The following is a 13750-nucleotide window of genomic DNA, read 5'->3' as shown; positions in this document are numbered from 1 at the left end:
GCCCCATACTATATCAGTAATTAATCAGAATTAAAAAAGCCCGGCTCATTAGGTCCGGACTTTTCGCTTCTATCCACATGCTATAATCTAGGATTCAGATTAAGTAAGTCTTTTAATGCCAACTTAGTAACGTTAGTCTAACGTACTTATGATGATCGTTCATTTGGCCAGGCAAATTCGTGAACGGAAAAGGCTGAAACAGAATTTGTACTAAAACGATAAAGTGAGCTGAATGTATTGACAAATGTCAACCACTAAAAAAGCAGCTTATTAAGATGGACTTGCCTCTCCTTCAGGAAACAAGCTAGCCATTAACCAATCGTTATACGCAATAAGCTAGCTGGCCTCTGGCCGTAGTCTAACCTCACCCATTCCAGGTTTAACAGCTCCATATACTACGTAAACCGACTGTTAGGATGTAAGCACTTATCCCAATAGTCCAGAATCGAGTGCAGCTGTTCTTGTAAACCAGTAAAGGTGCGCTCTTTTTTAAAGAACCCCTGAATGGTCATCCGATACGCCGTGTTAACCAGGTCTTGATCGGCCGCCGTGGTTAAAAAAACGAAGGGGATACATTTCAGTTTCAGGTACTCATTCAGATCAATCAGCTGGCGAAGCTCAATGCCGTTCATGGCCGGCATGTTGACATCGCTTAAAATCACTAAGGGCGCTTCCGAAGCAGCGATTAAGTACTCGATAGCGTCAACGCCATTGCTAAAAAAGACAACCGGATTCACTATGGCTAAACTGGTAAGGGCTTTCTCAATAAAGAGTTGATCATCCTCATCATCTTCAATCACCACAATGGGCGCTTTGCTGGTCATAAGATCGTGGGAATACGTACGTCGAGTTTCGGTGAAAATTGACCACAAATATACCAAAATAAGGGTGGGTTGAGGTATCACCCTCTGCTGGCCTTCACACCCGACAGCTTAACCAAAACGCCAGGCCATTTTTGTTCAGCAAGCTTAGGTAGGGTCAGTGGGACTGATTCCCTTTTACTGGTCACGATTTAAGAACGCTAGAAACGGTTATTTCAATGGCACAAGCCGTCTTTTGCTGAACATACCTTACCGCCACGGGTTGTTCAATGATAGCTCCTTTAACTTTGCCCTAGGGGTTACACACAACGATGCTACTGCCTGAGGAAATCAACCGGCTACAAGCCTTACGAAGCTATGAGATCCTGGACTCCCTGCCCGAGGCCGACTATGATCATATTACCAGCCTGGCCGCTCAAATCTGTCAGGCTCCCATCTCGCTAATTAGTCTGGTCGATGAAAAACGACAATGGTTTAAGTCTACCTATGGACTGGCGGTTCGGGAAACACCCCGCCAGTTTTCCTTTTGTGCCCACGCCATCCTCCAGCCGAATGGGCCTTTCCTGATCCCCGATACCCGCCAGGATGAACGCTTCGCCACAAATCCCTTTGTCACGGGTGAACCCCATATCGTTTTTTACGCCGGTATACCCCTGGTGGATGCGGAGGGCTTTGCGGTAGGCTCCCTGTGTGTGCTGGATAACAAGCCCAGACAATTGGACGAGGACCAACTCAGAGCTTTACAAACTTTGACCGACCAGGTGGTCAATCTGCTCGCCTTACGAAAAGCCAATAGTGCTTTACGCCTGAGTGAACAGCGGTATCGAACCTTGACGGCTGAGCTCGAAGAGCAAGTCCAAACGCGCACCCAGGACCTCAAAATGGCCAATGAGGCGCTTCATACCGCCAATGAGTTATTAACCAGGGCCAATGATAACCTGCAACAATTTGCTTCGGTGGCTTCTCATGACTTACAGGAGCCCCTGCGAAAGATTCAATCTTTTGGCAACCTGTTGCAAGTCCAGTATGGCAACCAATTGGGCGAAGGCCGTACCTACCTGGATCGGATGCAATCGGCGGCTACTCGCATGTCAGCACTGATTCGAGATTTATTGAGTTATTCGCGCATATCAGCCATCCATGAGCGTCGACAACTGATCCCGCTCACTGCGGTTGTCCAGACGGTCCTAACGGATCTTGAGTTGGTCATTGCCGAAACGGAGGCGATTGTCCAGGTGGAGCCCTTACCCGAGGTCGTAGGGGATGCTGTTCAGTTAGGTCAGCTCTTTCAGAATCTGCTGAGTAACGCTCTGAAATTTAGTCGGACGAGTTCATCTAAGCGGTTACCGTCCGCCCAATCGAAGGTCCCCTTCATTCAGGTTCGGGTGCAAACGATGCTGGCGAAGGACTTACCCCCCTCAGTCAGGACGGCTCTTTCGGCCCCACTTTACTACCGGATCGATGTGATCGATAATGGCATTGGCTTTGAGCAAAAACAGGCCGACCGCATCTTTCAGGTCTTCCAGCGGCTACACGGTAAGGGTGAGTTTGCGGGCACGGGCATTGGCCTGGCCATTTGCGAGAAAGTGGTGACCAATCATGGGGGAGCGATTCGGGCGACCAGTCAGCCCGGTCAGGGGGCCACCTTTAGTATCTTTTTACCCAACTAAGCTGGGCCTATAAAAAGTAGCTCACAGGATAAGTTGGCTCGCCTGTCTGGAGAGGTAATGGGACAACTGACACTTGAGTCAAGTACAAGTTGGGGGTTTACGCCCACAAGTTTGAGTAAAAATGTCCCAGCCTCCCATCTATGCTAGCTCTAGTGTTGTTGATTAATAATTTGACCATCAATGTGTTGACTTTTTTCAGTTCAATTGGTATGATTTAAGCTACATGAGAAATGGACGGGTTTTTATCTTCAGTTGTTCACTGCCTCTTGAGCAGTTCTACCATAGATCGATATCGTTTCACTCAACGTTAGAAAAACAAAAAACTTGGAAAGCTCGGTATGGAACCGGGCTTTTATTTTACCCTTTCTTTATTCCCTAGGTAGCCATGAACGAGCACCCAATCATCTTTATTGACGCCGATGACGATGATCACGACATGTTCAAAAAGGCCTTGTCGGAGTTAGCTCTGCCTCATCCTGTCCTCGTTTTCGGCAACGGCCAAACCGCTCTGGACTACCTGAAGGCAACGACGCAGATTCCCTTTTTGATTATTTCCGAAATCAGTATGCCGGGGATGAGTGGGCTAGAGCTTCGCCAACAAATCGATCAGGATCCAGGCCTGCGCAAAAAGTGTATTCCGTTTGTGTTTATGACCCACCCGGTTGAAGAACAGATGGTCGAAGAAGCCTATGAATTAACCATCCAGGGACTATTTGAAAAGACGGCCACTTACGCTGCCTGGAAAGCTCAGTTGGCGGCCATTATTGCCTACTGGACGGAATGCCATCATCCCAAGCGCTTTACCCGGTAATGAGTAGTTAACCAGTCGGAACGCTCTTGGGAAAGGTACTTCTTCACAAAAATGGCAGTTTATTCTGGGTGATTATTGACTAACGAAAGGCCCGTTTTATCCTTCCATAAACATGGGATTTTGACCAGCCAGCGGCTTTGCTAATCACAATTTTGACTAGACTTGAGTTGTGCAACAGCCACGTTGGTATAATAAGACAGTTTAGCTATGGCTACGATAGTCGATTATGACCAGTTCTATGTCTAATAAACTTGTCAAATAATGACTGCCTAACTAATCTCCTTTTATTTTATATAAGATGATATAGGAAAACGAAGCTATTAAGCGGAACAATTGAGCTACGGGTCACAGAACAGTATACCCTCTTCGGAATATAGATAATAAAAAAGCCCGGACTTAGTGATCCGGGTTTTCCGCTTCTATCCATGCCATAATTAAATATGATTCGTGGTAAAGTAAGTCTTTTCTTACCACTGTCTGAATCGGTTGGCTGTCGCCGACGTTTTTTGGCCAAAATAGCGTCTCATATACTCAGGCATAGATTTATAAAAAAGACCTTGAATCGTGAGATGGCAATTTGATACTATATATAGTTCAAAAGGATAGTGATATTAATGCTTTTGTAAACGTTTCGAGAAACAGGCGTTTTGTGAAATGCAGCAAATAGAGGGATAGATGAGGCATCAAGGATACGGAATTCGTGACTCACTCCTTCTCAAGCCCTCTTAATAGCTATATGATCCTCCTCCTACGAAGCGAACAGGTAAACTGCTAGACTAGCTACTAGTCCAATCGCATTACACTTGGCAGCTCTTTCAACTTGTTTCGGTGACCCTAACCTGATAGGTTAAAAACGGACAGTAATGTCCGGCAGTGGACATCGGCCTACCCTAATTAAAGTAATAGCGGCAGCTAAAGGCATTTTGCTGCCTTGGTACAGTCCTTGCCATAACCAAGGTGAACGCTAGTCATCATTCAGTACCTCCCTTATGAATAAGTGCTTACTCCTTACTCTGCTTCTCGTAGTTTCCCTGACCAGCCAAGCCCAGCCACCCTCCTTCCGATCTTACCAAAAACTTAAGGAGTTCCAGGGACTTTACCAATACCAAAATCGAACCACGCTCAAGCTAGCAGCTTCTCCCCGAGATTCACTCCTCTATGCGATTATTGCCGAGAGTCGCTACCCGCTGTATCCCATTGGCGATGACCTATTTCGAAATCAAAGTAAAGATACCATCCGCTTTCAGCGAGACCCACAAGGGAAAGTTATCGCCTACTGGGTCAACCAACAACAATTTCGCCAACTCAGTGATACGCTGCGGTTCCCCATCCAAATGTGGTATCCCCGGATAGGGCAATCCGACAAATCCTATAGCTATCACCCACCTATAGCTGAACAGGACGGGTTGAGAGTGGGCGGTCTTCAACAATCGGGTTTAGATTCTACCCTGCTAACGACGATGATTCAACAAATTGTTAAGGGCACTTATCCCAATATTCATTCTGTTTTGATTATTAAAGATGGTCGGTTGGTGTTTGAAGAGTATTTCTATGAATATAACCAACAGCGTCTCCATCAACTCCGCTCAGCCACCAAAAGCTTTATTTCCGCTTTAACCGGTATTGCCATTGATAAAGGGCTAATCAAAAGTGTGCACGAACCAGTCTTACCATTCTTCCCCGAATACCAGGTTAGCAACAACTCGGATGCCAAACGAACCATCACCATTGCCCACTTATTGGCTAACCAAAGTGGTTTAGACTGTGACATTAGCGATGCGCACGCAGTAGGTAATGAAACCCAGATGGATTATTCAGCGGACTGGGTAAAATATACGCTGGATTTGCCCATGAGTGATGTGCCTGGAGGCAAAGGGATGTATTGCTCTGGTAATCCTATTACGGTAGGCCGTATCGTTGAAAAGCAGACCAAGTTATCCCTTCCTGAGTTTGCCCAACAAACTTTATTCGCTCCCTTGGGCATCACCCAGTTTGATTGGCACTTTCAGCCTGATTCGTCGAGTGCCGAAACCTACTGTCAGCTTTCGTTGCGTCCCCGGGATATGGCTAAGTTTGGCCTTCTATATTTAAATAAGGGCCGGTGGCAAGGGAAGCAACTCATTTCACAGGACTGGATTACCACATCGTTAACCAAACACTCAGTGGTACAAAATGTAAATTATGGTTACCTGTGGTGGTTAAAGTATTTAAATGCGGGCGGGAGTCGTTTCGATGGCTTTGCCGCCCAAGGCAATGGTGGCCAACGGATTTACATCTGGCCTGGGCAAAACATGGTCACGGTGATCACGGGGGGCAATTTTAATCAACAGTCGCCTGCTGACGAACTCTTGGCGAGGTACATCTTATTGGGCTTTACCAATCAACGATAATGGCTTGATTTGACTTTTTCTTCCAAGTTATCTCTGAATCGTCCATATATTAAGTCGGGGAGATCATCTGCGTCTACTTGAACAAAGAAAGTCTCAATCCCACGAAAACGCTGGTTAATTCGGACAACTTGACAACCTAGTTCCGCCAGTTGCTAACCGAATGATTTAGACCCATACGATGTCAGTAGTCAATCAGAATTAAAAAAGCCCGGACCTAGCAGATCCGGGCTTTCTGTTAACCCTAATTAGCCAACCTATACTTTCTTACACAAACAATTTCTGCAAAACGACTTTACAGCGTCCAAGGCATTGCTGCCGTTCTTTCCATCCGTTTGGCAACTGCCGTTTTTCGTCTGGTTTCGGCACATGGCCAATATTGATGATACAGCTGATTTCCCAGACCCGGTCGAAGTCGGCCCAGCCATTCAGTTTATTGACGTTCCAGAAGTTCAGCGCTGAAGCTACTGCCCAGCGAGGTGAAGCAATCAGTTCAGGATGGTTCACGCAGTCAATGTTGAATTTATTCGCAAACGCCGTGTAGTTCTTCCGGCCGGTTAACTGAATCAGCCCCCGACCTTTGAAGCGAATCCCGTCGCCCGGTTCGGTGTTACCCAGATCCATTCTACCTTCGTAGGCTGCCCCTGACGCATATTCTTCAGCGGTTTTCATCGAGTCGCATTCATGCAGCACTTGCCCCAGAAAATGGGATAAACGTAAATGTGTTGTGATCTTGTAATAGGGAAGTAGTTCGTTCAATAGTTCGACGTACTTCTCGGCTCCTGTGCGGATAGCCCCGCACCGGACCAGCATATCGACTGTTAGTGCTTTCATGGTACAGCTGCTTTAATGGCGAAAAACAGAACAGTTCCGCCCCCTATGTACGTCAAAGCGTTACTTACCTTTCGGATAGCTTTTCCCGCATTGGTTTTGCCTTCATATTTGGCGAGTTCGTCCCTAACCGGTTTTAATGCGATTTCAGCTTTCACGGCTCGATCAGTCTGCCCATTGCGCTCTTTGACGAGTCGAACTAGGGTTGCATTCTGCTTTATAATGGTATCATTCGCGGCACTCAGACTGGCTTTCAATCCATCGATGGAAGTTTTTCCAGAAACCTCTAAACCGTTGGCCCTAGCTTGTTCTTCCTGATACAGATTATACCAGTAGCCAGGATCCTGATTGGCGTACATAGGTATTGTAGACTGCCCTTGAGCCATCTGACAAAGCAGCATACCAGCGCAAAACAGCAGGATATTGACTATAGTCAATAAGAGTCGTTCGCGTTTCATTTCGACAGGGCGTTAAACTGATCAATTGCTTTCTGCGTACTATCCCCGATCGCAACGGTTGTTGAGGTAGGCGCCTGCGTTGCGTCCACTGGAGCAGCGGCTGCCGGTTCGTTCAGCTGGAGGATCAACGCTGTGGCCAGTACGGCGGCTACCGACGTAATCACGACACCGATCGCGTATTCACGAATCAGTTTTACCCGCTCATCCCGTGTCATGACGGCCTTATGGGTATGGCGAAAGCCGGTGGCTGCGGCTAGTGTAATTGACAAACCGAGGGCAATGATCCCATAGTTGGAATGAATAGACCATTTCCAGACCAGGAGCAGGGTTAATCCAAACGATGCTGCAATGCCTGCTACGGATAGGCGAACCAGTTTTGGGACTTTATGCAGAGCCGCTAAAAACACAACGCTGGCGTTCATGGCCAGAAACAGAATAACGATGGTCAGTACTTTCATGGTTTTACGGTTTTACGGTGGTTTTTGAAAAGCGTTTTTGTATTTCATCCAAAATGAATGGAAGCAATTCCTTGATTGGCATTTTCTTAATTTCATCGCCTTTGGCAATCAAGATTTCGACAATTAAGCTGCTGGCCAGCGGAGCCGCCAGAGCAACCCACCAGGCTGTTTTCATGTGCCATTCCGCCTGATAGATGACACAGCCGGTAATAGCAGCACCAACAATGAGCGACCAGTAAAATTCTTTGAGAGCGGCCATTGCCCCAATCGACTCATTTCGGGTCAACCGAGCGAGGCTACCAGCGATCAGGCACAAAAAAATTAGAGCGTCGCCCGGTATTGAATCGATGAAAGGGGTTTCGTTCACAGGTCGATTGAGTTACGGTTTTAGAATATATTGTCGAATTGTAATTCTCGGTAACTTGAGCTTTTGATAGAGACTTTTAGTGTAAAAATCCCTTCTGGCCATGCTAGTAGGGATTTTTGTTGCCAGATAATCAATTTGTAGCTCACTTTATCTATCATTTTTAGATATGAAATATTGTTCTAATGATAGTTTCGGTAACTTAAGGCTTTCATTAAAAGCTGAATTCCGGGACCTCGTCTAGCTACTGGCTGGACGAGGCTTTGTGTTACCATGCTTGATTAAATACCTGCCCTGGCTACAATAGCGCGAATACCGACGATGGTCATGGCATACACTCGTTGTTGGGAAGAAACCACACCAGCTGGTACAATGCCCATAGCCTGCACCTGCGCATCGGTTACGTTTTGATAGAGCAGTATTTCAGGAATGGCCCCTTCTGGATAGTTGCCTGATTCGTCAGGATAGACGATTTCCAGCGTTGAGGGCATCATGTAGCTCCCTCTTGTTGACTTGGGAGCCAGCTGGTAGGAGGCAAATAGCGTAGACTGATATGTTTTTGCATCCACACTCAGAGCTTCGTTATTACGTATGGATTCGAGCATGGGAACTCCATCCAAATCGTAATACACGATCCGAATCGTGACCAGCTTATGCAGATCCTCTTCATCCCGCGATTCGACCAGTTTAGCGGTTCGTGTGTGCGGAATGGTAATGAGCGGGTTTGGGTCTATTTCAACCTCGATACCACATTGCACACCAGTTTCGTACTCTTCTGTGACAGCAGGTACAGCAGGTGAACCTCCCTCAAATTGACCAGACGCTGGATTAAACGTACCTGGTACTTCAGCTACAGCAGGCGTGATTACCCGCTTGGCTAACTCATATAATATTCCGTTTCGATTGATAGCTCCCATAATCTATTGAGTCATAGTGAATGTAAAGGCGTATTCAGTATTCTGCTGTAGGGCAGTTACAGCCCAGATTTCAAACCCAGTAGTCGTAATGTTCTTAACCCGGTACCTGCTAAAATCCGTAGCTGCGGCATCGCTATAGGCTGCTAGAGATATGTGAGGAGTCTGATTTAAAGTTACATTGAAGGTGTAAGTCATTATCTTACCTACGGAAGGAGTAGTGCCAGTAGTAAAGTAGATCTCTCCACCTCCGTAAGTCGTAGCGTTCGTGATGATCGATGAAGGAGAAGTACCCATTCCTACGCTGGCAGATGTCGTAGGGGATATGCCGGGAGACGCAAAAGGCTTAGCCGTTATGTTGCCAGCTAGGTCGATCGAGAAACGAGAGGTGAAGGTTGCGTTTGCATCTTTGATGCCTGATGGAGCCGTAAAAATGTATAATGACCCACTCGCTGATTGAAAGAATAGCGAAGCGGGTCCATCATTTTTGTACTTGAATCCTCCTCCTGAAATAGGATAGGCATTATTGGCTAGAATAAGGTCGTTGGAAGATAGCGATGCCAGTATGACAGCGGATTGCCCCAAGTGCTGTTGCGTATAGGCTGTGCTCAATGAACCCGGCAAAACACTGGACTGGATAACATTACCTCCTACGGTCAGACTGCCCGGTATTGAAACGTTACCCGCTTCAGTCGACATTAGATACCGTTCCCAGACTGAACCGTTATATCGATACGTGCCTGGCCAGCTGTCAGTCTGGTTAATCATAAAGCCAGTACTGGGAGTCATTGCATTGCGATTGCCAGCTGTAGTATTTCGAAATCCGAACCCGTTCGCCGTAACATAGGCGATATCAGTCAATCCAGACTGGAATAGATGAATCGCGTTACTTCCTGCTCGGTGTATCAAGGTACTAGGGGCTATACCGAATCCATAAGCTTCTGCATAGGAGGAGCCTCTATACAGATACGCTTTCAACCCTTCTGTTGTAGTAGGGGCGTAGTCATTACCAAGGTTGAAGTTAGTAGGGTCGTTCCTGGCTGTTTGAGCAGCACCAGCACCAATTACTAAATCCCCTGTAAAAATCCCAGGACCAGAGACTTGCAATTTATACCCAGATCCTACCTCAGTAGTCGAACCGATCCTTACGCTACCTCCCTGATCCTGCATTACGATGGGAGCCGTATACGCTACACCTGCATATAAACCTTGAATATGCGTGTATCCTCCGTTAGCATTCGTACCAGTAGCCGCTATTATCGTTGCAGCACTGCCCCCTCCTGATCCTCCATTACCTGATGAAGCGACGAATTGACCACCGTTATGCACACCCACGTAAGAACTTACCAGGCTAGTCGCAACAATATTTTTACCCGTAACTGTCTGCGCACTGGAAAGGTCTACATACCTGGCATCGGCTTCAGTCTTCGTCCAAGCTCCCACCTGGCTTGCGGAGGTAGGAATGGTTGGCTTATTTAACAGGTCAAAATAATTGCCTGAAAAAAAGTTGGGTTTGCCCGTTAGTTCAGCGAAACTCGGAACATAATTGCTGGCTTTAAACCGGCTGTCTGACTGGCTTTTCGAATACACTTCGGTACTGTTGATCTTCAGACCCAGCGCCGTACTTAACCCGACAACATCAGCGATCGTAGAAGGAAAACTAGTCGGTTTCTGTAAAATCTGATTCCACGTAACGGTTGATGTTGAACCTGATCCTCCACCGGGAGGCATGGTTTCTCCGATAGTCAGTTTTCCCGTATACCGACGTATTCCATTCGTTACGACTTCAACGAAGGTTTCATTTTGCAAGGCTGCTGATTGAACTGCTGATATCGTCACCGTAAGCGACACGCCAGCTTGAACAACGGCTGGCTGCATTTTTGTCGGATAGACCGATCCACCCGATGAGTAATAGAGCTTAACCGTTGCCGTCTCATTGCCGTAAATAGAAGCCAATGGGACCGTATTGATAATAGGCTGTCCGCGAACGCCAACCCAGGAAAAGTCCTGAGCGAGAACGGCAGTTACAAGCAGACTAAATACGATGGTTAATAAGTTACGTTTCATGGAGTCAGAGACAAGATTGGAATGGTGGCCACTGCCCGAATCGACAGTGGCCAATTTGATTTAAGGGATAGCCGGACCGCCCGAGGCACGAACCCAGACAATTGCTTTGGTCACATAATTGTCTTGACTGTTGTAATAGTCATGCTCCCAAACCATCGTGTTTCCTCCATTGTCGAAATACACCCGGTAATTTTTATCCTCCATACCACGCCCGAACGAAAAGGGTAGCGCATCATCGTTGCAGTACCATTGTACCTGCTCACCGCTCATGTTGGTCATTGTCTCAAATTCGATTGAGTTAATGGCTGCGGCTGCATTGATTGCGCTGGTAGTGGTCGCAGCACACTGAGTGAGATTAGTAAAGGTCAGCGTCCCATGTCGACCATCCGGCCACCGTTCGACATATAACCAACTAGAAGAAATTGGGCAGGAAGGGTGAGCCAGATTCCAGAAGTAAGTCGAAAAATAATTACTGCCATCGGCAAAGAAGTCGGCAAGTTTCCACTGGCCACTCATTGCTTGTAATTCGCTTGTCGTCATCTAGTTGAGGAATAATTAATTGGTTGCGATTAATTGACTTTTCGAATCCGGTAAGGAATGATTTTACCGCCGTTCGTAATGGGCAATGCTCCCTGCGAACCATCGTCACGAATGGCCCGAAGGCCGATCGTAGCAATCGTGCCTGTCCAGGCAGGATCCGAAGTGGAAAAGCTGTAGGTACGGCGAACCCCATCACCGGTTAGGGTAATGGCCTTCCGGTGCTGCTTGGTGATATCGTTTTCTTCACCGGGAGCGTACCATTCAACCCAGAGTGCGGATATACCTGTCACGGCCATATCGAACTCGATCGTGTGAATTTGACTGGCATCCCAGGCACCATACGGACTAATGAACTGACCATGGGCGCTCGTAACGTTATTGTCCGTTTTGGTATCACCGATGTAGCAATTCCACAAACCAGACTCCTTTTTTAACCGGCAATCCAGATTCCACCAGCGGTGGTTATCGTCGGTATAGCTGAAATCAAAGGTTTGATCGGGACGAGGTAGGGCATTGATTTTTGACCGCGCATCAGCCAGGCTACTGGCCATAACCAGATACCCCGAGTTCTCGTAAATGCCAGGATTGTCGTAGTTCTGAAACTGGTTGGCATTCGCATAGCTACAGGCATTATCCTTCCAATCGCCAAATACACCAACAAACTGCCCCATGTTGAAGCGGCTGTTCAGACCAACGCGAACCCCATCCCCCCGATCGATACCGGGCGTGTAGAGTGCCAGTGTTACGCCATCAGCCCCTTCGCTCAAGCTGGCCCAGCATTCAGGTGTGGCATAGGCTTTGGTGAAGTTGTTGTTGGCCGAGAACCCGTACTTGAATCGATCGACGGTCGGCGCATTCGTCCACGGTGTCGCATTGGCATCGGCCATGCGCTGATAGGTCAGCGGAGCAATCGCATAAACACAAGGCAATTCCTGCGAACGGCCTTCGTATTTCATCTGGGGATTGATAATGCCCGGCCCTACGATCTGACGGGCATAGTAGCCAATCGTCGAGGTTTCTCCCTGCAACCAGACCCAACATTCTTCATAGATGTCGACAAACTCATCTGGTACGGCCCAAACCCGAGGCCGAATTTTCGCATAAAACATTTGCCCGTATTTCGGGTGTGTATAAATGCGACTGGCGACAATCTGGGACTCGTCATAGTAGTTGCCGAGCGACCCGCCTTGTACGACGTTCCCGCCGGTATCGAACCCGTACTGGTTGGTATTTTTGCCGGGAACCACCTGCCAGCCTGAACCCGGCGTCCAGTAAATCGACCCGGCCAGCATCGCCTGACGGCCTTTGTCGGAGAATACTTTTTGATATCGGCCGAGTGGGTCATCAAATCGGGCATCGTCAACCTGATAATCATTAATCAGGTTGCGACTCGTCGATTTAAAGGCAGCATAACACAGGGTTGCCCCAACCGATCGTCGGAACCCGATTTTGATCACCGAGTTTTCAATAAACTTCAGATCAGTAGCATCCGAATTGATCCAGCCTTCATCGGTTTGCGAGACGAAATCAACTGTACCTGGCTGCACGACACAGCCCGAAACCGAAACCGTCCCCGTCGATGATTTAGGCGAACAGCCCGCTTTTGACGTGGTGACCGTGTAGCCATACGAGCCATTCGATGAAGGAGCCGTTATGACGATCGAAGGTGTTGTTTGTCCTGATGACCACGAATAAGTAAGCCCGGTTGCTGCCGTTCCTGATGCTACAGCAGTTAGTGTGGTTGATGCGCCACAACTCACAGAGGGGCTATTAACGACTAAATTATAGTCACACCCTGAGCCGCCACCGCTATTGGCCAGGAACAGGTTTACGTTGTTGGCGCCATTAGCCGGCGTTAGCAGTTTGACAAACGTGGCATTATCACTGACCCGTTTATAGGTCAGCTTGAGCGGAGGGGCATTGGTAAAATTGGCCTGCCATTGATAGACGCCATTGATGGTCGCATGACCAAAAAACTGGATGTGATCAATGTGTACGTTATCTGGATTTATGGTCGAAATTGGCTGTCCATCCTGCCGCTCAAACCGCAGAACCATGTCATCACCCGTCGCCCGAATCGTTAATGTCGTACCATCGTAATCATACCACGAAGATCCCCAGGACGGCGCACTGGTACAATTGGTGGCACAGGGAGGAACCAGGGGTGGTTTGGTGCCGGCAGGAATAACGGCGATATCACCGCAGGGGCAATTGACGGTCAGGGAGAATGCTCCTGACGATGCGGCTGCGGTAAAGCTATTTAACCCGGCTGTCGTAAGGGGATAGGTTGTTATATCCCGTATTGTACTGACATTATAAAGAAACGGCCCCGGTTTGGGCATCTGCCGAATCTTGACATTTTGAATACCCTGCCCATAGCCTGAAACCGTCAGCCAGAGCAGCGCATATAGAGAAAGTAGCTTTTTCAT

Annotated in this window: 12 protein-coding genes; 3 read left to right on the top strand and 9 right to left on the bottom strand. The window is 47.7% G+C overall.

The annotated features are described in order from the left end of the window. Positions 1 to 395: 395 nt before the first annotated feature. Positions 396 to 824 (bottom strand): response regulator, encoded by a 429-nt coding sequence (locus GJR95_RS15420; protein ID WP_162386722.1) that lies wholly within the window; start codon positions 822 to 824, stop codon positions 396 to 398. A gap of 308 nt (positions 825 to 1132) precedes the next feature. Here GJR95_RS15420 and GJR95_RS42665 point away from each other — a divergent pair, with 308 nt between their 5' ends. From GJR95_RS42665 to GJR95_RS15405, 3 genes are all read left to right on the top strand, one after another. Then, on the top strand, positions 1133 to 2491 hold the full coding sequence (locus GJR95_RS42665) for a sensor histidine kinase (RefSeq protein ID WP_162386721.1): 1359 nt from the start codon (positions 1133 to 1135) through the stop codon (positions 2489 to 2491). A 385-nt stretch (positions 2492 to 2876) separates the two neighbouring features. Further along, positions 2877 to 3302 (top strand): response regulator, encoded by a 426-nt coding sequence (locus GJR95_RS15410; protein ID WP_162386720.1) that lies wholly within the window; start codon positions 2877 to 2879, stop codon positions 3300 to 3302. Positions 3303 to 4291: 989 nt separating this feature from the next. After that, positions 4292 to 5692 carry a serine hydrolase domain-containing protein gene (locus GJR95_RS15405; RefSeq protein ID WP_162386719.1) on the top strand — a complete coding sequence of 467 codons (1401 nt, stop codon included), beginning with the start codon at positions 4292 to 4294 and terminating at the stop codon, positions 5690 to 5692. 264 nt (positions 5693 to 5956) lie between these two features. Here the strand turns inward: GJR95_RS15405 and GJR95_RS15400 are convergent, their stop codons facing one another. The 8 genes from GJR95_RS15400 to GJR95_RS15365 all read right to left on the bottom strand — a co-directional run bounded on the left by GJR95_RS15400 (position 5957) and on the right by GJR95_RS15365 (position 13750). Beyond that, the gene (locus tag GJR95_RS15400) at positions 5957 to 6523 is read right to left on the bottom strand and encodes a glycoside hydrolase family 19 protein (RefSeq protein ID WP_162386718.1); all 567 of its coding nucleotides are present in this window, start codon (positions 6521 to 6523) and stop codon (positions 5957 to 5959) included. Further along, complete coding sequence (locus GJR95_RS15395; RefSeq protein WP_162386717.1) at positions 6520 to 6978, bottom strand: hypothetical protein; 459 nt, start codon at positions 6976 to 6978, stop codon at positions 6520 to 6522. The genes GJR95_RS15400 and GJR95_RS15395 overlap by 4 nt, the downstream gene beginning before the upstream one ends. Beyond that, positions 6975 to 7436 carry a hypothetical protein gene (locus GJR95_RS15390; RefSeq protein ID WP_162386716.1) on the bottom strand — a complete coding sequence of 154 codons (462 nt, stop codon included), beginning with the start codon at positions 7434 to 7436 and terminating at the stop codon, positions 6975 to 6977. Before GJR95_RS15390 ends, GJR95_RS15395 begins: the two co-directional genes overlap by 4 nt. 4 nt (positions 7437 to 7440) lie before the next feature. Then, complete coding sequence (locus GJR95_RS15385) at positions 7441 to 7803, bottom strand: hypothetical protein (protein ID WP_162386715.1); 363 nt, start codon at positions 7801 to 7803, stop codon at positions 7441 to 7443. Between the two features lie 278 nt (positions 7804 to 8081). Then, positions 8082 to 8717 (bottom strand): hypothetical protein, encoded by a 636-nt coding sequence (locus GJR95_RS15380; protein ID WP_162386714.1) that lies wholly within the window; start codon positions 8715 to 8717, stop codon positions 8082 to 8084. 3 nt (positions 8718 to 8720) lie between these two features. After that, positions 8721 to 10781 (bottom strand): hypothetical protein, encoded by a 2061-nt coding sequence (locus GJR95_RS15375; protein WP_162386713.1) that lies wholly within the window; start codon positions 10779 to 10781, stop codon positions 8721 to 8723. Positions 10782 to 10841: 60 nt separating this feature from the next. After that, positions 10842 to 11321, bottom strand: a complete 480-nt coding sequence (locus GJR95_RS15370; RefSeq protein WP_162386712.1) for a hypothetical protein — start codon at positions 11319 to 11321, stop codon at positions 10842 to 10844. A gap of 29 nt (positions 11322 to 11350) precedes the next feature. Beyond that, the gene (locus GJR95_RS15365; RefSeq protein WP_162386711.1) at positions 11351 to 13750 is read right to left on the bottom strand and encodes a hypothetical protein; all 2400 of its coding nucleotides are present in this window, start codon (positions 13748 to 13750) and stop codon (positions 11351 to 11353) included.

The organism is Spirosoma endbachense (assembly GCF_010233585.1).
GTDB classification, from domain to species: Bacteria; Bacteroidota; Bacteroidia; order Cytophagales; family Spirosomataceae; genus Spirosoma; species Spirosoma endbachense.
This window is presented reverse-complemented; position numbering and strand designations above follow the sequence as displayed.

Bases quoted from the DNA above. Each gene is read 5' to 3' on its own strand.
- GJR95_RS15420 (WP_162386722.1), bottom strand. From the start codon at position 824: ATGACCAGCAAAGCGCCCATTGTGGTGATTGAAGATGATGAGGATGAT.
- GJR95_RS15380 (WP_162386714.1), bottom strand. From the start codon at position 8,717: ATGGGAGCTATCAATCGAAACGGAATATTATATGAGTTAGCCAAGCGG.
- GJR95_RS42665 (WP_162386721.1), top strand. From the start codon at position 1,133: ATGCTACTGCCTGAGGAAATCAACCGGCTACAAGCCTTACGAAGCTAT.
- GJR95_RS15395 (WP_162386717.1), bottom strand. From the start codon at position 6,978: ATGAAACGCGAACGACTCTTATTGACTATAGTCAATATCCTGCTGTTT.
- GJR95_RS15410 (WP_162386720.1), top strand. From the start codon at position 2,877: ATGAACGAGCACCCAATCATCTTTATTGACGCCGATGACGATGATCAC.
- GJR95_RS15370 (WP_162386712.1), bottom strand. From the start codon at position 11,321: ATGACGACAAGCGAATTACAAGCAATGAGTGGCCAGTGGAAACTTGCC.
- GJR95_RS15405 (WP_162386719.1), top strand. From the start codon at position 4,292: ATGAATAAGTGCTTACTCCTTACTCTGCTTCTCGTAGTTTCCCTGACC.
- GJR95_RS15375 (WP_162386713.1), bottom strand. From the start codon at position 10,781: ATGAAACGTAACTTATTAACCATCGTATTTAGTCTGCTTGTAACTGCC.
- GJR95_RS15365 (WP_162386711.1), bottom strand. From the start codon at position 13,750: ATGAAAAAGCTACTTTCTCTATATGCGCTGCTCTGGCTGACGGTTTCA.
- GJR95_RS15390 (WP_162386716.1), bottom strand. From the start codon at position 7,436: ATGAAAGTACTGACCATCGTTATTCTGTTTCTGGCCATGAACGCCAGC.
- GJR95_RS15400 (WP_162386718.1), bottom strand. From the start codon at position 6,523: ATGAAAGCACTAACAGTCGATATGCTGGTCCGGTGCGGGGCTATCCGC.